General features: G+C 67.6%; 3 protein-coding genes. All 3 read right to left on the minus strand.

What is annotated here, in order from left to right; translation table 11 throughout:
* Positions 1 to 181: 181 nt before the first annotated feature.
* The 3 genes from AL072_RS36010 to AL072_RS18605 all read right to left on the minus strand — a co-directional run bounded on the left by AL072_RS36010 (position 182) and on the right by AL072_RS18605 (position 23578).
* The gene (locus AL072_RS36010) at positions 182 to 19858 is read right to left on the minus strand and encodes a calcium-binding protein (protein WP_045582822.1); all 19677 of its coding nucleotides are present in this window, start codon (positions 19856 to 19858) and stop codon (positions 182 to 184) included.
* Positions 19859 to 19962: 104 nt separating this feature from the next.
* Complete coding sequence (locus AL072_RS18600) at positions 19963 to 21426, minus strand: HlyD family type I secretion periplasmic adaptor subunit (RefSeq protein ID WP_245636845.1); 1464 nt, start codon at positions 21424 to 21426, stop codon at positions 19963 to 19965.
* Positions 21413 to 23578, minus strand: a complete 2166-nt coding sequence (locus tag AL072_RS18605; protein ID WP_045582821.1) for a type I secretion system permease/ATPase — start codon at positions 23576 to 23578, stop codon at positions 21413 to 21415. The genes AL072_RS18600 and AL072_RS18605 overlap by 14 nt, the downstream gene beginning before the upstream one ends.
* Positions 23579 to 24047: the final 469 nt, after the last annotated feature.

Below are 24047 nucleotides of genomic sequence, written 5' to 3' on the forward strand. Positions count from 1 at the left end.
GCCGGATCTGCATCAGCAGCAGACCCGGCATCTGAATGGCCTGGAGATGGCCGGGCGTGCCTGCCAGGAATGCCCGGTATCCCGCATCAACCCCCGCCAGATCGTCCTGCCGATGACAGCGGATGATTTGACCGATGTCCATGCCCGTTTCCAACCCATTGCGTCCGGCCGCCACGGCCTCTCACCGCCACGAGGCGGTGATGGCTGTCTCGACCTGAGGATAAACATCGGGATCGATGCTCATCGTACCGGCCGGCGGCGGAGCGAACCCCGCCATCGCCTGGACCAGCCGGTCCACCATGGAATCCAGCAGCACGGTTCCATCGGCGGTTTCGATGCTGTCCATGTGGTGCTCGGCACCGCTGTACCAGCCGGCGACCGTCACCGTGTCGGCGGTGCCGACCACCTGCACCTCCAGATCGCTGCCCGACTTGCTGAACCACAGCTGATGGGCATCAATGCCGGCATCGAACACCAGCCGGTCGGTGCCGATGTCGCCGTCATTCTCGACGATGCGGTCACGGCCATCCCCGCGGCCGAACCGGTAGACATCATCGCCCAGCCCGCCGGCCACCGTGTCGTCCCCTGCCCCGCCGCTCAAGGTGTCGTCGTTGAGGACGGATCTGGACACCACGACGCTGTTGGAACCGAAGCCGATGATGTCGGCACGGCCATCGCCGTCGACGTCGGCCACCTGCCGCGGATAGGTGTTTTGAGTGCTCCAGCCGTAATAGCCATAGTCGCTGATGCCCAAACGGATCCGACTGAATGTGCCGTCCGCCTGCCCGTACGACACATAGGCCCCATCGGTGGCGAAGCCGACGATGTCCACCCGACCATCGCCATTCACATCGGCCAGTTCACGAGGATGGATGTCCTGCGTCTGCCACCCACCTTTGGTTTTGGTGAAATTGTCACTGTAGGCAACGATCATCGGGGCGAAGGTGCCGTCGGCCCGGCCACGGGCGACGAAGACCTGATCAGCACCGAAACCAACGATGTCGGCCATGCCGTCGCCATCAACGTCTCCCAGAAGACGGGGGTAGTCATTTCCGTTGGGCCAGCCGGAACCGGTTGTGAAGCTGCCATTGTAAGCGACCCTGCCAACCCCGAAGGTTCCGTCCGACTGTCCCATGACGGTGACCACGGAGGTGCTGGAAAAACCCACGATGTCGGCCATGCCATCACCGTTCACATCCCCAATCAGACGAGGAAATTGGCTCATGCTGGTCCAGGTGGTGTTGTAGGTGAAATTCCCGCTCAACGCCATTTGTGCGGAAGCGAAGGTGCCATCCGCCTTGCCAAGGGCCACCAGTACTTCGTCATTGGCGAAGCCGACGATGTCCATCCGGCCATCGCCATTCACATCGGCCAACTGCCGGGAATTTTGATTCTGGCTGGTCCAGCCGCCATAGCCGGTCGTAAATCCGCCGTTGTAGGCGACCTGGACCGGTCCGAAGGCACCGTCGGCCTGTCCCAGGGCGATCTGAACCGAGGTGCTGGAGAAGCCGACGATGTCCGCCCGACCATCACCGTTCACGTCGCCAACCAGGCGGGGGAAGCGGTCCTGGGTCGTCCAGGTAACGGAGAAGGCGCCGTTGAACACCGTCGTCATCGCGTCGAACAGATAGGTGCCTGTTCCCGACCCTGCATCGCCGATCAAGATGTCGTTGCCGTCACCACCCTCCAGCAAATCCCGGCCGGTACCACCCACCAACGTGTCGGCGCCGGCTCCGCCGATCAGGCTGTCGTCATCGGCACCGCCGGACAAGATGTCCCCGCCATCGCCGCCGTCGATCGCGTCGTTGCCGTCGCCACCCGACAGGTTATCGTTGCCGCCGCTGCCCAGCAGGGTGTCGTTGCCCGCCTCGCCATAGGCAACGTCGTAGTCACCGCTTTCCGCAAGGTCGGCCCGGCTGTCCAGCAGGTCGTCGCTGGCGCCGCCATGCAGTTCGTCGCGGCCCGTACCACCGATCAGCGTGTCGTTGCCGCCCTGGCCGAACAGCATGTCGTTGCCGCCCCGCCCGTCGATCAGGTCGCCGTTGACATAACCGAACAGCGTGTCGCCGCCCTCGCCGCCAACGGCTTCCAGCCGCAGAGCCGGGTTCGACAGCAGTACCTCAGTCCCGTCCTGGAAGCGGACCGTCTGCAGATAGTTGCTGCCGTCGCCCACGCCGTTGAAGCGGTTGGAAATGACGACCTGCTCCGTCCGATTGCGGAATTGCAGCACCAGATTGTTGTCGGAGCGCGCGAAATAAAGCTGGTCGGCCCCGAACCCTTCGCCGAACAGCAGCGTGTCGTTGCCGCCGCCCCCCAGGATGGTGTCCCGACCACCGTCGTAAATCACCAGATCATCACCGGCACCGGCGTCTATGACATCGTCGCCGGCGCCACCCTGAATGGTGTCGTTGCCCGCCTCGCCCTGGAGAAGGTCGTTGCCGGCCCCGCCATGGACGACATCGTCCCCGTTGCCGCCTTGAATGCTGTCGTCGCCCGCCTCGCCATGGAGAAGGTCGTTGCCGGCACCGCCATTGAGCGTATCGTTGCCATCGCCACCGGACAGCTCGTCGGTACCGTCACCACCCGACAGGGCGTCGTTGCCGGTGCCGCCATCGAGCATGTCGTTGCCGGCATCGCCACTGAGGATATCATTGCCGGCGCCGCCGGACAGCGTGTCGGCGCCGTCGCCGCCCGAAAGGGTGTCGTTACCGGCACCGCCGGACAGCGTGTCGGCACCGTCGCCGCCCGAAAGGGTGTCGTTACCGGTGCCGCCGTCCAGCGTGTCGTTGCCGGCACCGCCGACAAGGGCATCGGCACCGCCCCCGCCGCGCAGGCTGTCATCACCGTCTTCGCCGGACAGCGAGTCGTTGCCGATTTCGTCATCGCTGCTGTCGAGCAGATCATTGCCGACGCCGCCATACACCAGATCGCTTCCCGCCCCGCCATACAGGCTGTCGTCGCCGCCATAGCCATAGATGGCGTCGTTGCCGCCGCCGCCGCGGAGGGTGTCCGAGGCGGCATACCCTTCCAGCGTGCGGGCTGCCGCATCGTCCCAGGTGTCGATCGCCAGGGCGGGATCGCTCAGGTCGACGGTGCGGCCGTCGTCGAATAACAGGGTTTGCAGATAATTGGCACCATTGCCGGCACCACTGAAGCGGTTGGCGATGACGATACGGTCGGACTTGCCGTTGAAGCGGAGATGCAGGTCGGCACCATAGCGTTCGAACCGCAGGTCGTCGCGGCTGTAGCCGACGCCGATGGACAGCGTGTCGTTGCCGCCGCCGCCAACCACCGTGTCGGCGCCGCCCTGGTAGAGCACGAGGTCGTCGCCGGCGCCGGTGACGATCCAATTGGCACCGGCGCCACCGGCCAGCGTGTCGTTGCCATCCTCGCCAAAAAGCGAGTCGGCATCGTCGCCACCCGACAATCTGTCCGCCCCTGCCCCGCCATAGAGCGTGTCGGTCCCGGCCCCACCCGACAGGCTGTCGTCCCCGGCCTCGCCGTTCAGGTAATCGTTGCCGTCATCGCCGGAGAGGGTGTCGCTGTCGGCGCCGCCAACCAAGCTATCGGTGCCGGCGCCGCCGGACAGGCTGTCCCGGCCGTCATTGCCCTGGATGGAGTCGTTGCCGGCATTGCCCTCGATCAGGTCGTCGCCGTCGCCGCCATGGAGCGCGTCGTTGAGGGAACCGCCATAGAGCGTGTCGTTGCCGGCCTGACCATAGGCGGAGTCGCCGCTCGCCGTCTCGTCCCGGCTGTCGATCAGGTCGTTGCCATCGCCGCCGTAAAGGGCGTCGGTACCGGCGCCGCCATACAGCGTGTCGTCGCCGCCATAGCCAGAGATGGAGTCGGTACCGCCATTGCCGCGGATGACGTCGCCGGCATTGTAGCCTTCCAGTACATGGCCGGCATCGCTGTCGCGGGTCAGGATCACCAGATCGGTGCGCGACAGGTCAAACGTGCTGTCGTCGGCAAAGCGCAGGGTCTGTACATAGTTCCCCCCCTCGCCATTGTCCTTGAAGCGGTTGGCGATGACGATCCGCTTGCCGAGATCGTCGAAGACCAGATGCAGATCATTGCCGAAACGCTCCAGACGCAGGCCGGCCAAGGTATAGCCTTCACCGAAGACCTGTTCGTCGTTGCCGCCGCCGCCGACGATGGTGTCGGCACCGCCCTCGTACAGGATAGCGTCGTTGCCGGCACCGCCATCGATGTAATTTGCACCGTCGCCACCCGACAGCGTGTCATTGCCGCCATAGCCATACAGGCTGTCGTTGCCGGCGCCGCCGGTCAGACTGTCGCCCCCCTCGCCACCGTCGAGGGTATCGGCCCCAGCACCGCCGATCAGCCGGTCCGCACCGGTTCCGCCATAAAGCACGTCATTGCCGTCGCCACCGGTCAGCAAATCGTCGCCGGCATAGCCGTAAACGGTATCATTGCCGCCAGCACCATCGATGCTGTCGTTGGCCTTGTAACCGTAGAGGATTTCCGCCGTGTCCTGGCCGTGGGTCTCCATCACGATGGTCTGGGCCGCAAGATCGACACTGCTTCCATCGCCGAATCTCACCGTCTGGACAAAGTTTGCCCCGTCGCCCTCGCCATTGAAACGGCCGGCCAGGATGATCCGGTCGCCGGTGTCGCGGAAATTCAGGTGGAGATCTGCGCCGATGCGCGAGAGATACATCTGCTCTCGGTTCAGGCCGGCACCCAGTTCCAGCACGTCGGCGCCGCCACCGCCGGTGATGTTGTCAATCCCCTCGCCTGCGGTAAAGCGGATCAGGTCGTCGCCGGCCCCGCCGTCGATGGTGTCGTTGCCGGCACCGCCGTCGAGCGTGTCGTTGCCGGCCTGACCATGGAGATAGTCGGCCCCGGCACCGCCGAAGATGGAATCGGCACCATCCTCGCCATAGATGTAGTCGGTGCCGCCGCCGCCGTCGATCAGGTCGTTTCCAACCCCGCCATAGGCGACGTCGGTGCCGCCGCCACCGTAAATGGTATCGGTGCCGCTGCCGCCATAGGAGGCGTCATTGATCCCGCCAGCGTTCGGATCGTCGCGGTTGTCGATCAAGTCGTCGCCGGCGCCGCCATGCATCTCGTCGGACCCGGTGCCGCCGAGGATGGTGTCGTTGCCGGCACCGCCCAGGATGGTGTCGTTGCCGCTGTCGCCCGACAGGCTGTCGTCGCCCTGGCCGCCGCTGAGCGCGTCGTTGCCGGCATCGCCCGCCAATGAATCATTGCCGATGGGCCCTTCGACCGCAGGAGGGGGCAAAGCCGCGGAAACACCAAAGCCGCTTGAGTTGCCGAATTTGATCTGCGCACCGCCGACACCCGGAATCGGGATTCCGTTGATTTCAGCGCCCGCAAAGAACAGCCCTATGAAGGTCAGGCCACTGTAAGGGAATGTGGCAACCGTCTCCAGCCGCAGAGTTCCAGCGTAATCCCGATCACGGACCGTGAACACAAGGTCCTGCCACTGGTCATAGCCAATATGGTTATAGACTCCGACGGCCGTGACCGTCGCTTCGCCAACCACGGTATTATCCAGCCATACCCTAAGCACCGAGCTGAGCAACCCATAGGTCTGTGCACGGACACGGATTGTAATGGCTTCATTGCCCGTTGTTGATATCTCATCACCCCAAAGGCGATCTTCGCCGCTTCCACCGGAAACGCTGTCGTTGCCCGCACCGCCATAAACCAGGTCGTTGCCCGATCCACCATCGAGATGATCCGCGCCATCGCCGCCATGTATACCATCACTGTCGGCCCCACCCGTCAGCGTGTCGTCGCCGCCATAGCCGTACATGGTATCGTTGCCGGCCTGCCCGTCGAGGGTGTCACTGACATTGTAGCCCTCCAGCTTCTCGCTTCCGGCACCGCCAATCGTCTGGATCACCAGATCCTTGCGGCTCAGATCCTCCAACGATCCATCGGCGAACCGCAGCGTCTGGGCATAGGCGGCGCCGTCGCCGGCACCGTTGAAACGGTCCTTGACGATGATCTGGTCGGTGCGGCCGGTGAAGCGCACGTAAAGGTCGTTGCCAAAGCGGGAGAAATAGAGCTTTGCCTTGTCGAAGGACGCATCCAGCTCGATGACGTCGTTGCCCCCGGTGTTGTAAACGGTGTCCTGGCCGCCATCGAAACGGATGAGGTTGCTGCCGGTTCCGCCATAGAGCGTGTTGTTGCCGGCACCGCCGATCAGCGTGTCGTCGCCGGCATCGCCATAGAGCGTGTCGTCCCCCTCGCCGCCATCCAGCGTGTCGAGGCCGTCGCCACCTTGCAGCAGGTCGAGGCCGATGCCGCCGATCAGCGTGTCGTCGCCCGCCCCGCCAAAGAGCTGGTCGTTGCCCGCCCCGCCTTCCAGCGTGTCGGCGCCGGCATAGCCATAGACGGTATCGTTGCCGCCAAGCCCCTGGATCAGGTCGCCGACATTGTAGCCCTCCAATTTCTCCGACCCATCGGTCGCCAGCGTCTCCAGCTTCAGGGTCGGATCGGTCAGGTCCACCTCCTGCCCGTCGGTAAAGACGACCCGCTGGACATAGCTCGCCCCGCCGGCCGCGCCGTTGAAGCGGTTCTTCAGCACGATCTCGTCGGCGGCATTGCGGAAACGCAGATAGAGGTCGTTGCCGAAGCGGGCGAAATAGAGATCCTCGCGCCTCAACCCGGTGCGGATTTCCAGGACGTCGTTGCCGCCCTCGTTGGTGATGGTGTCGCGCCCGCCACTGTAGCGGATCACATCGTCGCCCTGACCGGTCAGGATGGTGTTGGCCCCCGAACCGCTTTCCAGCGTGTCCGCCCCGTCGCCGCCCTGCAGGCTGTCGTTGCCATCGCCACCCTGCAGGCTGTCGTTGCCAGCGTTGCCCTCCAGCCAGTCGCTGCCGGCATTGCCCTCCAACCGGTCGTCGCCGTCGCCACCGGCGAAGGTCTCGCCGGCATCGCCTCCCAGGATAGTATCGTTTCCCGCCTCGCCATAGGCGACGTTCAGCGAAGCACCGGCTCCGGCATCGTCGCGGTTGTCGATCAGGTCGTCGCCCGCCCCGCCATAGAATTGGTCAGCACCCAGCCCGCCCAGCATCGTGTCGTCGCCGGCCCCACCGGTCAGACTGTCGTTGCCGTCGCCTCCCTGCAACAGGTCGTTTCCATCCTCGCCGTCCAACCGGTCGTCGCCGACTGCACCGGTCAGCGTATCGTTGCCCGTCCCGCCATAGAGCTGGTCGTTCCCGCTTCCGCCGTCCAGCATGTCGTCACCGGCATAGCCGTAGAGGGTGTCGTTGCCGCCAAGAGCGCTGATGATGTCGCCGACATTGTAGCCCTCCAACGTCTCCGACCAGTCATGCGCCAGCGTCTCCAGCTTCAGGGTCGGATCGGTCAGATCCACCTCCTGCCCGTCGGCGAAGAGAACGCGCTGGACATAGCTCGCCCCGTCGGCTGCGCCGTTGAAGCGGTTCTTAAGCACGATCTCGTCGGCGGCATTGCGGAAACGCAGATAGAGATCGTTGCCGAAGCGGGCGAAATACAGATCCTCGCGCCTCAACCCGGTGCGGATTTCCAGGACGTCGCTGCCGCCCTCGTTGGTGATGGTCTCGTGCCCGCCGCTGTAGCGGATCACATCGTCACCCTGACCGGTCAGGATGGTGTTGGTTCCAGATCCGCCCTCCAACGTGTCGGCCCCGTCGCCGCCCTGGAGGAAATCGTCACCATCGCCACCCAGCAGGCTATCGTTGCCGACATCGCCGTACAGCGTGTCGTTGCCGGCATCGCCCGACAGGCTGTCGTTGCCGTCGCCGCCCTCCATGTAATCGGTGCCGGCACCGCCGGCGATCTGGTCGTTGCCAGCTCCGCCATAGTGAAGGTCGGCATCATCGCCACCGTCCAGCGTGTCGGCGCCGTTGCCGCCTTCCAGCCGGTCGGCCCCGGTGCCGCCGACCAGCCGGTCGTCGCCGGCACCGCCGAACAGCACGTCGTTGCCGGCTCCGCCATCCAGCAAATCGTCGCCGCCATAGCCAAGGATGGTGTCGGTGCCGCCCAGGCCGCTGACGGTGTCGTTGGCGTTGTAGCCTTCCAGCGTTTCGTTGAACTCGTTCGCCACCGTTTCCAGCACCAGGGCCGGATCGGTCAGGTCGGCTTCCTGCCCGTCGGCGAACAGGACGCGCTGGACATAGCTCGTTCCATCGCCGTCACCGTTGAAGCGGCCGGTCAGCACCACCTCGTCGCTGCGGTTGCGGAAGCGCAGATACAGGTCCTTGCCGAAACGGGCATAATACATGTCCGGCTTGGTCAGCCCGCCACCGATCACCAGAGTGTCGAAGCCGCCTTCGTTGGTGATGGTCTCGCGCCCGCCGTCGAAGCGGATGGTGTCGTTGCCGCCCCCGGTGAACAGCCTGTCGGTGCCGCCGCCGCCCACCAGCGTGTCGTCGCCATCACCGGCCAACATGCTGTCGTCGCCGTCGCCCCCTTCCAGCAGGTCATTGCCCACCCCACCGTCCAGCGAGTCGGCCCCCGCCCCGCCGGTCAGGCTGTCGGTGCCGTCGCCGCCCGACAGGAAATCGGCACCGTCGCCGCCGGAGAGGAAATCCGCCCCCGCCTCGCCATAGAGGCTGTCGTTGCCGGTTCCGCCCGACAGCGTGTCGTCACCGGTGTCGCCATATAGGGCGTCGGCACCGTCGCCGCCGTCGGCACTGTCGCTGCCGCCGCCGGCATAGAGGAAATCGTTGCCGGCGCCGCCGTCGAGGCTGTCGTCACCGGCATAGCCGTAAATGGTGTCGTTGCCGCCCTGGCCGCGGATGATGTCGCCGACATTGTAGCCCTCCAGCCTTTCGCTGAAGTCGGTCGCCACCGTTTCCAAGGCGATGTCCTGCGCCGTGACGGCGAACTCCGTGCCATCGGCGAAGCGCAGTTTCTGCACGAAGATGGCCCCGTCGCCAGCCCCGTTGAAGCGGCCGGTCAGGACGATCTGCTCCACCGAATTGCGGAAGCGGATGTAGAGATCGTTGCCGAAGCGCGCGAAATGGAGGTCGGCGCGGGTGATGCCGGCCCCCATCTCCAGGACGTCGGCGCCGCCCTCGTTGGTGAGGGTATCGCTGCCACCGCCATAGCGGATCAGGTCGTCGCCGCCCCCGCTATAGAGCGTGTCGTTGCCGGCCCCGCCGGCCAGCGTGTCGTTGCCGGCACGGCCATAGATGGTGTCGGCACCATCGCCGCCCTCGATGCTGTCATCGCCATCCTCGCCGTCGATGCTGTCGTTGCCGCCACCGCCCGACAGGCTGTCATCGCCGGTGCCGCCGAACAGGATGTCGGAGCCACCGCCGCCCAGAATGGTGTCGTTGCCGTCACTGCCATGGATCACGTCACTCGCGCCATCGGTGCCGGGATCGTCGCGCCCATCGATCAGATCGTCGCCCGTACCGCCGTCGATCGAATCCGATCCGGTTCCGCCGATCAGCGTATCATTGCCGGTATAACCGAGGATCGTGTCATTACCGCCCGTCCCCTCGATCCGGTCGCCGACATTGTAGCCCTGCAGATACTCCGCTGCCGCCACGCCCACCGTTTCCAGCACGATGTCGGTGCGGGTCAGATCGAATCCGGTGCCATCGGCGAAGGCCAGCCGTTCGACGAAGGAGGGTCCATCGCCAGCGCCGCTGAACCGGCCGGTGACGACGATCTCGTCGGTCGACCGGCCACGGAAGCGGATGTGGAGGTCGTTGCCGAAGCGGGCGAAATAGAGATCGCCGCGCTCGATGCCGGGTCCGAACTCGATGCGGTCGAGGCCGGCGCTGTCCAGGATGAAGTCGCGCCCATCGCCGATGCGATAGACATAGACGTCGTTGCCGGCCCCGCCATCAAGCGTGTCGTTGCCAATGCCACCGATCAGCGTGTCGTTGCCGCCACCGCCACTCAGCCGGTCGTCGCCGTCCTGGCCCAGCAGCAGGTCGTCGGTCGCCGTTCCGGTCAGCAGATCGCCGCCGGTGCCGCCCAGCATCGCCAGTTCACCCAGCGGCATGGTGGTGCCGTCGGCGAAGGTCAGCCCGGCCAGCCCGCTGGTGCCGTCGCTCGCCGAGAAATGGTTGACGATGCGGATCTGCCGGCCGGTGGCACGGACCTGGACGATCAGGTCGCCGCCCGAGCGCGACACCACCACGTCCTTCCAGTCGATCCCGTCGGGCAGGCCCACCGTGTCGCCGCTGCCGGGGAACACGATCAGGTCGGTGTCGATGCTGCTGAACCGGAAGACCGACGGGCCGTCGCCGCCGATGAAGACGTTGCCGGCCCCCAGATTCCACGGCGCGCCGGTCGGGAAGGCCACCTGGTCGAGGTGGAACTGGAAATGATTGACCACCAGCACGTTGATTGTGCCGTCGGCCGAGACGATGCGCAGATCGTCGTGCTCGCGCACGAGGCGCAGGTTGGCCGGCGGGATGCCGGCGCCGAAGACCAGCCGGTTGTCCTCGCCCGACGGGTGGATCGTCATCGGGCCGCTGCCGGAGCCGACGCTGTAGCTGTTGTTGCCACGGCTGCCGATCAGGATGCCGTTGCCGGCGACCGACCAGGTCTGGCCGTCGCCATAGCTGACGGTGGACAGGCCGGAACCGCTGCCTGCCAGCCCGGTTGGGCCGAAATGGTTGACAACCCTCAGATCGACGCTGCCGTCGTCGGTGAAGATGTGCAGATTGACGCCGTCGCGCTCCATCCGCACCAGCGCCGGGTCGATGCCGGGGCCGAAGGTCAGCCTGTCGCTGCCGCCGCCGGGGAAGAGATAGCGGTGGCCCTGGCCGGGAAGCACGGTGAAGTCGTCGGTTCCCTGCTGGCCGAACATCACGCTGTCGCCCTGCAGGTTCAACGTCACCCCGCCGGAGAAGGTGACGGCGTCCAGCCCGCGCGCCAGCCCGTCGGTGGGTGCCGTGAAGTGGTTGACCACACGCACGACCCGACCGCTGCCGACGAAGGCGACGACCAAGTCGACGCCGTCCTGGCGCAGGGTGACGTCGCCGGGCGATACGTCGGGGCCGAAGACGATCTGGCTGCCGCCACCGCCGGCATGGACGATCTGAGTGGCCGGGCCGGTCTTGCCGATGGTGAAGCGGTCGCCACCGCCGCCACCGATCAGCGTGTAGGGCGACGACAGGTCGAAATTCCGCCCATCGGCAAACTCCAGCAGCCCGACGCCGCCGAAGTAATTGAGGACCGTCACCACCTGATGGGTGCGGTCGATGAAGACCTGCAGGTCCGACCCGGTGCGGATCAGCCGCACCTCGGTGCTGTCGATGTCGTCGAAGACCACGCGGTCGCCGCCCTCGGCATAGATCGTCTTCGACCCGCTGTTCTCGCCGACCAGGAAGACGGTTCCGCCCTGGCCGCCGATGAGCAGGCCGTCGCCGGTCAAGGGCAGTTCGGAGCCGTCGGGCCGGATCAGCGACTCCATCGGCGTGCCGGCGAAGTGGTTGACGATGGTCAGCGCATCCGCGGTGCCGTCGATGGTGATGCGCAGATTGTCGCCGACACGGGCAACCCGGATCTTGGATCCATCCACCGTGTCGACGAAGCGCAGGCGGTCGTCGCCGGCACTGTCGGGATAGACGATCACGTCGCCCATGCCGCGCTGGATCACGAACTCGTCATGGCCGGTGCCACCGATCAGAACCTTGCCGCCCTGGATGTTCCAAGTCGTGCCGTTGTTGAAGACGAGATCGCCGATGCCGTTCATGGCGAAATGGTTGACCACGATCATCTCGTTCGGCAGGCCGACGATGGTCAGATGCAGGTCGTTGCCGACGCGCACGATGCGGGTCGTGGCCGGATCGGCGTCGATGGCCAGATGCTGGCCCGGAGCGCCGGGATAGATGAACATCGGGCCGGCTGGAATCGTCTCCGCCCCGCCGCCGCTGATGAAGACGTTGGTTCCGGCGATCGGCCAGACGACACCAGTGGGAAAAACGATCTCGGGGATCGTCACCACGCCGCCGGTGGCGAACTGGTTGACGATGGTCATGCTGTCGCTGCCGGCGGTGACGCGCAGGTCGTTGCCGACACGGGTCAGCCGGACGGTCGACGGGTCGATGCCGACAGCCACCTCGATACGGTCGCCGCCGCCCTGATTGCCGCCGCCATAGATGACGACATTTCCCATGCCGGGCGACAGGACGAAGCGGTCGGCGCCATCGGTGCCGATCCGGGCATTGGGGCCGCCGACCGTCCAGATCCTGCCATCGGCGAAGGCGATGTCGCGCGCCTCGTTGCCCAGGAAATGGTTCAGCACCTTGACGCTGTCGCTCCCGTCGCGCAGCACGATCTCCAGATCGTCACCCACCCGACGCACCAGCGTGTCCAGGCTGTCGAAACCGGTGCCCAGCCGCAGCCGGTCACTGCCGCCGCCGGGATAAAGCGACACGTTGCCGATGCCCGGATCGGCGGTGAAGCTATCGGTGGCGCTGGTGCCGACCATGATGCTGGCGCCCCAGATGTTCCAGGTATCGCCATCGATGAATCGCAGCGTGTGGACGCCGCCGCTCGCCCCGCCGGAAAAGTGGTTCTGCACGGTCAGCTTGTCGGGCAGCGTGCGCAGGCCGATCACCAGATCGTCGCCGACCCGCTGCATGGTCACGCTCGCCTTGTCGATGCCGGGACCGATGACGATCTGGTCGTTGCCGCCGCCGGGCAGGATCGACTTGGCCCCGCCGCCCACCGTCAGCGTATAGCTGTCGTCGCCGGCCCCGCCGATCAGCAGGGCCGGATCGGACAGGTTCCAGAAGCGCCCGCCGGCATAGACAGTCTCCAGCAGCGACGCGCCCCAACCGCCGGCGAAATGGTTCAGCACCGTCACCTTGTCGGTAGAGCCCTTCACCGCAATGACGAGGTCGTCGCCGACGCGGGCGAAGTCCAGCTTGTCGGCGCCGATGGCCGACGCGAGGTTCAGCGTGTCGACACCCTTGCCGGTGAACAGGGTGACGGCCCCGTCGCCCGGCTTGAAGGCGAAGACGTCGCCGGTGTCGCCACCGATGCGGAAACCGGCCCCGGCGTCGAGCGGCCACACCGTCCCGTCGGCGAAGGTCAGGCTGGGCAGCACGCCGTTGCCGGCACCGGTGCCGTTGAAATGGTTGAGCACGACCACCCGGTCGGTGCCGCCGCCGATCTCGATGACCAGCTTGTCGCCGTCGCGGCGCAGCGCCACCTGGGACGGCACGATGCCGGCAGCCAGGACCAGCCCGTCGCGGCCGCCGCCGGTCGCCAGCACGCGCTCGCCCAACCCGCTGCCGATCTCGACGCGCTCGTCGGCGGCGGTGCCGGCGAGCAGGCGGGTGTTGTCGATGGCCCATTCGGTGCCGTCGCCGAAGCGGATCGCCCGGTAGCCATCGGGATTGCCGTCGAAATGCTGCTTGATCAGCCAGGAGGCGCCGGTGCCCTGGTAGGAGATGCGCAGGTCGTCGCCCTCCCGGCTCAGCCGCATGCGGTCCGGGTCGATGTCCAGCGCGAAGGCGATGCCGTCGGCACCCGTGCTGCCATAAAGGGTCGTCTGTCCGCCATCCAGGCCGAAGACCATGCGGTCGTCGCCGTCGCTGCCGATGCGGATGTCGGTACCGCGCACGCGCCAGCGGCTGCCGTCGGCCAGTTCGATCGCCTCCACCCCGCCATTGCCGGCCCCGGCCAGCGCCTCCGCCGAGAAATGGTTGAAGAGGAGAAGCGAGCGGTCGGTGCCGGCGATGCGGATCTCCAGATCGTCGCCCTTGCGCGACAGGCGCAGATCGTCGGCGCTCACGTCGGACCCGAAGCGGATGAGGTTCACGCCGGCATCGGCATGCAGGCTGTGGCTGGCAAAGCCCGGTTCGATGGCGACGATGTCGTCGCCAGTGCCGCCCAGCAGCAGATCATCGCCCCACACCGGCCAGACCACCCCGTCGGCGAACTGGATCTGCCGGACGCTGCCGTCCCCAGCCCCGGCGGCGCCGTTGGCGGCGAAATGACCCATGATGGTGATGCGGTCGCGGGCATAGCCGTCCTCCCCGGCCGGGCCGCCCTGGGCGTCGAACAGGATGTGCAGATCATCGTCGATGCGTACCAGATGGGCGATCTCATGTCGGAATCCGGAGCCGAGCCGCAAGCTGTCGTTGCCGCCCTCGCCGAACACCACGACATGGCCGGCGCCCGACGGCGCGGTGAGCAGATCGTCTCCGGCGGTGCCGGTGACGATGAGATCGCCGAACATCCGCACCCCGTCCTGGACATGGACCGTGGTCGTGCCGCGGGAATAGAGGTTGTAGAGGACCGCCCCGACGGTTTCGCTGCCACCGCGCCGCCAGCCGGATTCCTTGAAGGTCACCAGATCGCCGCGGTCGCCGGTGACGTACAGCGGTGCACCGCCGGTATTGGCCAGGATGCCCTGTTCGTTCAGAATCAGGATCTGGCGGCCCGGATGGGTCAGGTCGATCATCTCGATGCCGCGGACCCCGCCGGAATCGGCACCGATGACGACCAGCCGCTCGCCCTCGAAACGCAGCGTGTCGAAGCCGCTGCCGCCGTCGAGGCTGGCGAAGCCGTCGTCCAGCACCCGCAAGGTGTCGTCGCCGGCCCCGCCGGACAGGCTGTCGGCACCGCCGCGACCGTCGAGGTAATTGGCGGCGGCATCGCCGGCCAGCCGGTCGGCAAGACCGGTGCCTATCAGGTTTTCCACCCCGTCGAGCCGGTCGCCTTCCGCATCGCCGCCATGGCCGACGCCGGTCGCCAGATCGACCGACACCGCGGCAAGGGATGCCGAATAATCGGCGGTATCGATGCCGGCCCCGCCGCTCAGCGTGTCGGCCCCGCTTCCGCCGATCAGCGTGTCATTGCCGGAGCCGCCGCGCAAACGATTGGCCCCACCGTCGCCGGTCAGACGGTCGGCAGCAGCCGAGCCGGTCAGATTCTCGATGCCGGATAGCACGTCCCCGGTGGCGTCGCCACCATCGGCCGTTCCATCGGCAAGATTGATGGTCACGCCGGTCGCCGAGCCAGTGTAATCGGCGGTGTCCGATCCGTCGCCGCCAACCAGCGTGTCTGCCCCCGCCCCGCCACGCAGGATGTTGTCCTGCCCATCGCCGACCAGCCGGTCGGCGCGGGTGGTGCCGAACAAATTCTCGACCCCGATCAGCACGTCGCCGTCCGCCGTGCCGCCGAGGCCGGTTCCGGCCGACAGATCGACCGTCACCGCAGCCGATGAGGCCGAATAATCGGCAGTGTCGTTGCCGGCCCCGCCGATCAGCGTGTCAGCCCCCGCCCCGCCAACCAGCGTGTCGTTGCCGCCAGCGCCGTCCAGGCTGTTGGCGCCGCCGTCGCCGGTCAGCCGGTCGCCGAAAGCGGAGCCGGTCAGATTCTCGATGCCGCTCAGCCGGTCGCCCTGGGCATCGCCCCCCGTCCCGGTGCCACTCGCCAGACTGACGGTCACGGCGGCGGACGACGCCAGATACTCCGCGATGTCGATGCCGTCGCCGCCGACCAGCGTGTCCGCCCCGCCCAGCCCGACCAGCGTGTCGTTGCCCCCACGCCCGTCGAGCCGGTTGGCGTTCGCATCGCCGGTAAGGCGGTCGTCATGATCGGAGCCGGTGAGGTTCTCGATGCCCGACAGGACGTCGCCCTCTGCCTCGCCGCCGGAACCGAAGCCGCTGGACAGGTTTACATCGACGCCCGCCGCCGACGCCACATAGTCTGCACTGTCGGTGCCGTCGCCACCGATGAGGGTATCGGCCCCGGTCCCGCCGGACAGCCAATCGTCCCCGATACCGCCATCCAACCGGTTGGCCCCGCCATCGCCCGAAAGACGGTCGGCAGCGGCAGACCCGGTGACGTTCTCGACGCCCGACAGGACGTCGCCCTCGGCATCGCCGCCGGCCCCGGCACCGGCCGAGAGGTCGACCGCGACACCGCCGGTCGATGCGGAGTAGTCGGCGGTATCCGATCCTTCGCCGCCGAACAGGCTGTCAGCGCCGGCAGCGCCCGCCAGCAGGTCGTCGCCCGCTCCGCCGTCGAGACTGTTCGCGGCGCCGTCACCGGTCAGTCGGTCGCCAAAAGCGGAGCCGGTGACGTTCTCGATTCCCGCCAGCACATCGCCCTCGGCATCGCCGCCCGCACCGGTCCCGGCGGCCAGATCCACCGTCACCCCGGCAGCGGAGGCCGAATAATCGGCAAGGTCGATGCCGTCGCCGCCGGTCAGGCTGTCAGACCCGCCCAGACCCGCCAGGGTGTCGTCACCGCTGGAGCCGTCGAAGCGGTTGGTCCCGGCATCGCCGGTCAGCCGGTCGCCGAAGGCGGAGCCGGTCAGATCCTCGATGCCGCTCAGCAGGTCGCCCTCGGCGTCGCCACCGGCCCCCGTACCGCTGGACAGATCGACGCCCACGCCATCGGTCGAGGCCGAATAATCGGCAAGGTCGGTGCCGTCGCCGCCGACCAGCCTGTCGGCCCCGCCATGCCCGATCAGGGTATCGTCACCGCCCCGGCCGTCCAGCAGATTGGCGGCCGCATCGCCCACCAACAGGTCGTCGTGCTCGGAGCCGGTCAAATTCTCGATGCCGGACAGCACATCGCCATTGGCGTCACCCCCCGCCACCGTCCCCAACGACAGATCGACGCTCACGCCTCCCGCCGACGCCGAATAGTCGGCGGTGTCGATACCCTCACCACCGGTCAGCGTATCGGCGCCCTCGCCGCCGGCCAGCGTGTCGTCCCCCGCTCCGCCGTCCAGGGCGTTCGCGCCGCCGTCGCCAGTCAGCCGGTCGCCCTGGGCCGAGCCGATGAGGTTCTCGACGCCCGCCAGCACGTCGCCTTCGGCATCGCCGCCGACCCCCGGGCCGGCCGCCAGATCGACCGCCACCCCCGCGCCGGAGGCCGAGTAATCGGCGGTGTCGGTTCCCTCGCCGCCGACCAGCGTGTCGGCTCCGCCGGCCCCGGCGAGCAGGTCGTCACCGGCTCCGCCGTCAAGGCGGTTCGCCCCGGCGTCACCGGTCAGCCGATCGCCCTGGTCGGAGCCGGTGACATTTTCGACCCCGGTCAGCCGGTCGCCCTCGGCGTCGCCGCCGGTCCCCCTGCCCACCGCCAGATCAACGGTCACGCCGGCAGCGGACGCTGCATAGGTGGCGGTGTCGATGCCGGCACCGCCGTCCAGCGTGTCGGCGCCGCTGCCGCCGTCCAGTGCGTCGTTGCCGGACCCGCCCGACAGGCTGTCGTCTCCCGCCCCGCCCGACAAGCGATTGTCGCCGCCGTCGCCCGCCAGCGCGTCGTTGCCGCCGCCGGCAAGGATGGTCTCGATGCCCGACAGTCGGTCGGCCATCCAACCGCCGTGACGCACCTCGCCGGTCTGCAAATCAATGGAGATGGCGCCGGTCTCGGCCGAATAGTCGGCGATGTCGATGCCGTCGCCGCCGATCAGGACGTCGTTGCCGCCGCCTCCCACCAGCACGTCGTCGCCGACCCCACCCAGCAGGGTGTCGGTGCCCAGCCCGCCGGTCAGCGTGTCATCGCCGTCGCCGCCATCCAGATAATCGCCGTTGTAATCGCTGCCCACCGACAGCCGGTCGTCGCCCGCTCCGCCGATCAGCGTGTCGCTGCCCAGGCCGCCGTCCAGCGTGTCGTTGCCGGCCCCGCCGTCGAAGCGGTCGTCGCTCCAGACGCCATTGCCGTCACTCACCAGATCGTCGCCGTCTCCGGCATCGACCACGTCCCGGCCGCCGCCGCCGACGATGGTGTCGTTGCCGCTGCCGCCGTCGATGACGTCGTCGTTCTCCCCGCCTTCGATCCGGTCGCCGCCGGCCCCGCCGCGGATGCTGTCGCCGCCGCTGCCACCGCTGATGACGTCGTCGCCGCTGCCGCCGTCCAGCGTATCGGCCACGTCGCCACCCAGCAGCGTGTCGGCGCCGCTGCCGCCATAGAGCCTGTTGGCATCGGTGCCGCCATCCAGCAGATCGTCGCCCATGCCACCATAAAGCAGGTCGGCGCCGCTGCCCCCGGACAAGCTGTCGTTGCCGGTGCCGCCATCCAGCGTGTCGTTCTCGCTGCCGCCGTCCAGCACATCGTCGCCGGAACCGCCGAACAGCCGGTCGCTCTGGGAGCCGCCACGGAGCGTATCGGCTCCCGACCCGCCGCGCAGGCTGTCCTCGCCCCAATCGCCGTTCAGCAGGTCGTCGCCGACCCCGCCGAGAAGCGTGTCGCCGCCACCGCCGCTGCCGAGCGTGTCGTTGCCGCCACCGCCTTCCAGCGTCTCGGCGCGCCAGTCGCCGGTGACAGCGTCGTCACCGCCGTCCTGCGCCTCGGCCGCCTCGAACGCCTGCTCCTCGGCCGGGGACAGCCCCTCGACATCGGCGGCGCCATCGTCGCGGGCGGAGGTGATGCCGATGTGGAATACCGTGTCCGTGCTCAGCCCGGCGGCGTCGGTGACACGGACGGTCACAGCATGGGCCGGCGCCTGTGCATAATCGAGATCGGCCCCCGCCGCGACCGACAGCACGCCGGTCGCCGCATCGATGACGAAGCGCCCGCCGGCATCGTCGCTCAAGCTGTAGGCCAGCGCGTCCCCGTCGGGATCCTGGCTGCGGGCGGTGCCGACGACGGTCCCGGCCGCCGCATGTTCGGCAATGGCGACGCCGTCGAGCGTCGCGGCGGCCGGAGCGTCGTTGCCGGCGGCCAGCGCGACGGTGACGGTCTGGGCGGCGACCCCGCCGCGGCCGTCGCTCACATCGATGCGGAAGCTGTCGCTGCCGACATAATCGGCATCGGGCGTGTAGGTGAAGCGGCCATCACCGCCCAGGACCAGACGGCCATGGGCCGGCCCCGCGCCGATGCCGTAGGCGAGCGGATCGCCATCGGGATCGACCGCGCCGACGGACCCGGTGACGGGTGTATCCTCGCTTCCCGTCAAGGACAGGTCGCTAACCATCGGTGCCCGGTTGGGCGCCGCGACAACCATTCCGGCGAGGTCGCCGAGCGCCACCGCCCGGCCGTCCACCGTCACCTCCAGGGCGTTCCAATTGTTGGCGACGAGCCGGATCGCCTGTCCGGCGAAGCTCTGCCCATCGTCGCCATGGCGTTGGATGAACTCGGCCAGTTGGACGAGGTCGGCGGCGACGGCCGCCGTAACCTGCCCGGCGGTCAGCGCCACCCGCAGCCGGTCATAGCCGGCACCGCCGTCGAGCGTGTCGGCTCCTGCCTGATCGGACAGCACATGGTCGAGCAGGTCGTCACCGCCGCCGGCCCGGACCAGATCGGCACCCGCACCATCGGCGAGTCGATCCGCCCCCATGCCGCCGGTCAGCGTGTCGTCGCCGTCGCCGCCGTCCAGCAGGTCGCCATTGTAGTCGTTCCCCACCGTCAGCCGGTCGTTGCCCGCTCCGCCGGTCAGCGTATCGCTGCCGAAGCCGCCATCCAGCGTATCGTTTCCGGCCCCACCGTCGAAGCGGTCGTCGCTCCAGACACCGTTGCCATCCGTCACCAGATCGTCGCCATCGCCGGCAGTGACTACGTCCCGTCCGCCGCCGCCGACGATGGAGTCGTTGCCGCTGCCGCCATCGACGCTGTCGTCGTTCTCCCCGCCATCGATGCTGTCGGCCCCGTCGCCGCCGGAGATCAGGTCGTTGCCCGTCCCGCCGGAGATCACGTCGTTGCCGGCGCCGCCGTCCAGTGTATCGCTGACGCTGCCGCCCAGAAGCGTGTCGTTCCCGGCTCCCCCGAACAGGCTGTTGGTCCCCGTCCCGCCGTCCAACCGGTCGTCACCGTCGCCGCCATCCAGCCAATCATTGCCATCACCGCCGAGCAGCGTGTCGTTTCCGGCGCCGCCACGCAGCGTGTCGGCCCGCCAGTCGCCGGTCAGGAGATCGTCGCCATCGGTGGTCACGGTGCTCGTCATCGGCTTGTCCTCCGGAAAGTTCGGCCCGGTTGCACCCAGGCCAAGCGGCTGTGAGTTGCAGCTGTGGGTTGCGGCTGCGGTGTCGGGATGGGAAGGCTTGGGGATCAGCGCTCGCGCATCGCCTCGTGGACGTGGGAGAGCACAGGGGAAAGCAGGTAATCGAGGATGCGGCGGCGGCCGGTCTTCACCTCCGCGGTCACCGCCATGCCGGGAGCGAGCGCGATGTCCTCGCCGGTCTCGCCGCGGATCGTGGTGCGGTCCAGGGAGATGCGGGCCGAGAATTTCGGCCCGTCCCGGTCGGCCGCAGCGGTGGTGGCCGCATCGCCGGCGCCGGTGCGCGCGGCGGCTCCGTCGGGCGGCAGGATGGCGTCATGCGACACCGCGGCGACGCTGCCCGGCAGCAGCCCATAGCGGGTGAAGGGAAAGGCGTCGATCTTGATTTCCACCGGCATGCCAGGATGGAGGAAGCCGATGTCCTTGTTGTCGATCTGCACCTCCGCCACCAGGGTCCGGTTGGCCGGCACGATCACCATCAGCGGTTCCGCCGCGGTGACGACCCCGCCCACCGTATGGACGGCAAGTTGCTGGATCACCCCGCCCACCGGCGCGGTCAGGAGTTGGCGCTCCCGCCGCCGCTCGGCCTTGGTCAGTTCCTGGCGCAGGGCGGCGGCCCGTTTCTCGGCGTCGGCGAGGTCGGCCATCGCCTTGCCGTCGAACTCCGCCATTATCCGCCGCCGCTCGTCGGCCAACCCCTTCAGGGCAGCCGCGGCCTCCGCTTCGCGGTTGGTCGCGGCGATTTCGCCATATTCGACCTCGGCAAGCTCCTTCTCCAGCTCCAGCAGGTCGAAACGCGGACTGTAGCCGCGCTGGGACAGGTTCCTTTTCGCCTGCACCTGTTCGCGGATCAGCGGCAGGGTTGCGTGCAGCCGGGCCTTCTCGGCGGCCAGCGCCGCCATTTCAGCGCGGCGCTGGCGTTCCTGGCTGCCGATGGCGTCGAGCGCCGCGTCACGCGCGGCCAGTTGATTGGTGAGGATGGAGCGTTGAAGCGCGACCAGGGCGGCGTCCGCGCCGGGCGCCGGATCGAAGCTCCGCCGCCCGGCGAGCGCCGCCCGCAACCGTGCCGCCTCGGTTTCGGCCACCGCCAGCTCCCATTCGGCGCGGCCCGCGTCGGCGGCGCTGTCGGTGGGGTCCAGTTCCAGCAGGACCGTTCCCTGGTCCACCCGCTGTCCGTCGGCGACGCGGATGGCCCGGACGATGCCCGGCTCCAGCGTCTGCACCAGCTTGTTGCGGTCGGCGGAGATGATGCGCCCGCGGGTGACGGCGGTGATGTCGATGTGGCCGATCCAGGCCCAGGCGACGGCGATCACCACGAAGGCCACGATCAGCAGCGACACCGCCCGTGCCAGCGGGGATGGCGGCGTTTCCATCGCCTCCAGCGCCGCCGGCAGGAATTCCAGCTCATGCCCGCGGCGCGGACGGAGCCGCGGCGTTACCGGCGGCGGGGCCCCGGGTGCAGGCGGTTCGCCAGGCGCCGCCACCGCTCCGCCGGCCGTCTCAGGCGATGCCATGATCGGCCTCCGCCTGCCCGCGGCCCGACTGCATCCGCCACAGCGCCGCATAGCGCCCGCCGAGCCGGATCAGTTCGTCATGGGTGCCCTGCTCCGCGATCCGCCCCTCCTCCACCGCGACGATGCGGTCGCAGCCGCGCACGGTGGACAGCCGGTGGGCGACGATCAGCACCGTGCGGTTGTCGCAGATCAGGCGCATGTTGGCCTGGATCGCCGCCTCGCTCTCAAGGTCGAGCGCGCTCGTCGCCTCGTCGAAGATCAGGATGCGGGGATCGGTGATGAGTGCGCGAGCGATGGCGACGCGCTGGCGCTGTCCGCCCGACAGGCTGGCGCCGCGCTCGCCGATCACCGTATCGTAACCCTCCGGCAGCCCCAGGATGAAGCGGTCCGCCCCGGCCAGCCGCGCAGCCTCGACGATCCGCTCCATCGGCATCCCGGGATCGGCCAGGGCGATGTTGTCGCGGATCGAGCGGTTGAACAGCACGTTCTCCTGCAGCACGACGCCGATCTGGCGCCGCAGCCACGCCACATCCACCAGCGACAGGTCGACGTCGTCGATCAGAACCCGGCCGGATTCGGGGACAAAGAGCCGCTGCACCAGCTTGGTCAGCGTGCTCTTTCCCGACCCCGACGAACCGACGATGCCGATCGTTTCCCCGGCCTCCACGGTCAGGTCGATGGCCTGCAGGGTCGGCGAGGCGTCGGGACGGTAGCGGAAGCCCACCCGGTCGAAGCGGATGCGGCCGCGGATTGCGGGAAGCGGCAGGCGGCCGGGCTTGGCCGCCGGCTCCGGCGTGGTGTTGAGGATGTCGGCCAGCCGTTCGACGGACACCCGCGCCTGCTGGAAGTCGTTCCACAGCTGGGCCATCCGCAGCACCGGCGACGAAACCCGGCCCGCCAGCATGTTCACCGCCACCAGCGCGCCGATGGTCAGCACGCCGTCGATCACCTCCTGTGCGCCGACATACAGCAGGGCAGCCATCGTCAGTTTGCTGACGAGCTGGACGGCCTGCCCGGCGACCACCCCCAGGCTGGACGCACGGAAGGCGGCGCCGACGAAGGCCGCGAGCCGCTCCTCCCAATGGCGGCGCATCTCGGGCTCCACCGCCATCGCCTTCAGCGTCTCGATGCCGGAGATGCTTTCGACCAGAAACGCCTGGTTCTCCGCTCCAAGGGCGAACTTGGCTTCCAGCCGCCGGCGCAGGACGGGCGTGACGACCAGGCTGATCGCCGCATAGGCCGGCAGTGACGCCAGAACGATGCCGGTCAGCGCCGGGCTGTACCACCACATCACCGCGAGGAAGACGACGGTGAAGACCAGATCGATGACCAGCGTCAGCGCCGATCCGGTCAGGAAGTCGCGGATACGGTCCAGTTCCCGCACCCGCGCCACATTGTCGCCCACCCGACGCGCCTGGAAATAGGGCAGCGGCAGCGCCAGCAGATGCTCGAACAGCCGCGCGCCCAGCGTGACGTCGACCCGGCTGGTGGTGTGCGAGAACAGATAGCTGCGCAATCCGCCCAGCACCGTCTCGAACAGCGAGACGACGACGAGGCCGATGACCAGGATGTCCAGCGTGGTCAGGCTGCGGTGGGCCAGCACCTTGTCCACCACGACCTGGAAGAACAGCGGACTGATCAGGCCGAACACCTGCAGCATGAAGGAGGCGAGCAGGATTTCCGTGAACAGGCGACGGTATTTCAGCAAGGCCGGGACAAACCAGCCGATACCGAAGCGCACCTGCGCCAGATCCAGTCCGGCGCGCCGGGCCATCAGCACCAGCTCTCCCGACCAGGCCGGTTCGACCACCGCACGCGGCAGCATCAGCGGTCGCGGGTCCAGCGGATCCTGGATCAGCACCCGATCGCCGTCGATTTTGGCGATGATGAAGTAACGCCCGTCGCGCCGCTTGGCGATCGCCGGCAGCGGAATGGCGGCCAAACGGTCCCAGCGGGTGGTGACCGATCGAGCCTTCAGGCCCAAGCGCTTTGCCGCGCGCAGAATCTCCAGCGTGCCCATCGCCCGGCCGCGAACCGCCTGATCATGACGGAGCTGTTCCGGATCGGCCCCATGGCCCATGAAACGCAACATGAAGGTAAGGCATGACAGCCCGGTATCCGGAGTCACGCTGTCTTCCACCAGACGCGGCATGCCTCATTTTCCTGGATGAAATACCAGCGTCATGCCGGCTCCATGAATGCAGTGCTTTCAATCGACCACTTGTGAAGGGTTGTAATTTTGTTGCGCCCTTATTTGCCGCAAAACGGTCAGGTTTCTTATTATTGGTGCATGGTTCAGATCATTCACTACCTGGATAACAAATATCCGGCGCGGCAATCAAGATAAATTGCTCGCTTGCCGAGAATATCCACTTAAGACAGTATTCAATTAGAGGAATTAATAAAATTTACCTAAAATTGCACCTACATGGCAGAGATTCTGACTGCAGCTTTCCTCAACGGCCTTTGAAGGTGACCCATCAAAAACCGTTGATGAAGGACGATGCCGACCGATGGAGCCTCGATGGACCCGTCCATTCATCGGCTCCATCCATCGGTGCCCTCGTCCGGGGCAATCGCCGGACCGCGACGCACGGGCGACACGGTCCGGCGATCGCCCC

Source organism: Azospirillum thiophilum, assembly GCF_001305595.1.
Taxonomy (GTDB): domain Bacteria; phylum Pseudomonadota; class Alphaproteobacteria; order Azospirillales; family Azospirillaceae; genus Azospirillum; species Azospirillum thiophilum.

What these genes read in the sequence shown, in the direction of transcription:
- AL072_RS18600 (WP_245636845.1), bottom strand. Translation starts at nt 21,426, where the DNA reads ATGGCATCGCCTGAGACGGCCGGCGGAGCGGTGGCGGCGCCTGGCGAA.
- AL072_RS18605 (WP_045582821.1), bottom strand. Translation starts at nt 23,578, where the DNA reads ATGCCGCGTCTGGTGGAAGACAGCGTGACTCCGGATACCGGGCTGTCA.
- AL072_RS36010 (WP_045582822.1), bottom strand. Translation starts at nt 19,858, where the DNA reads ATGACGAGCACCGTGACCACCGATGGCGACGATCTCCTGACCGGCGAC.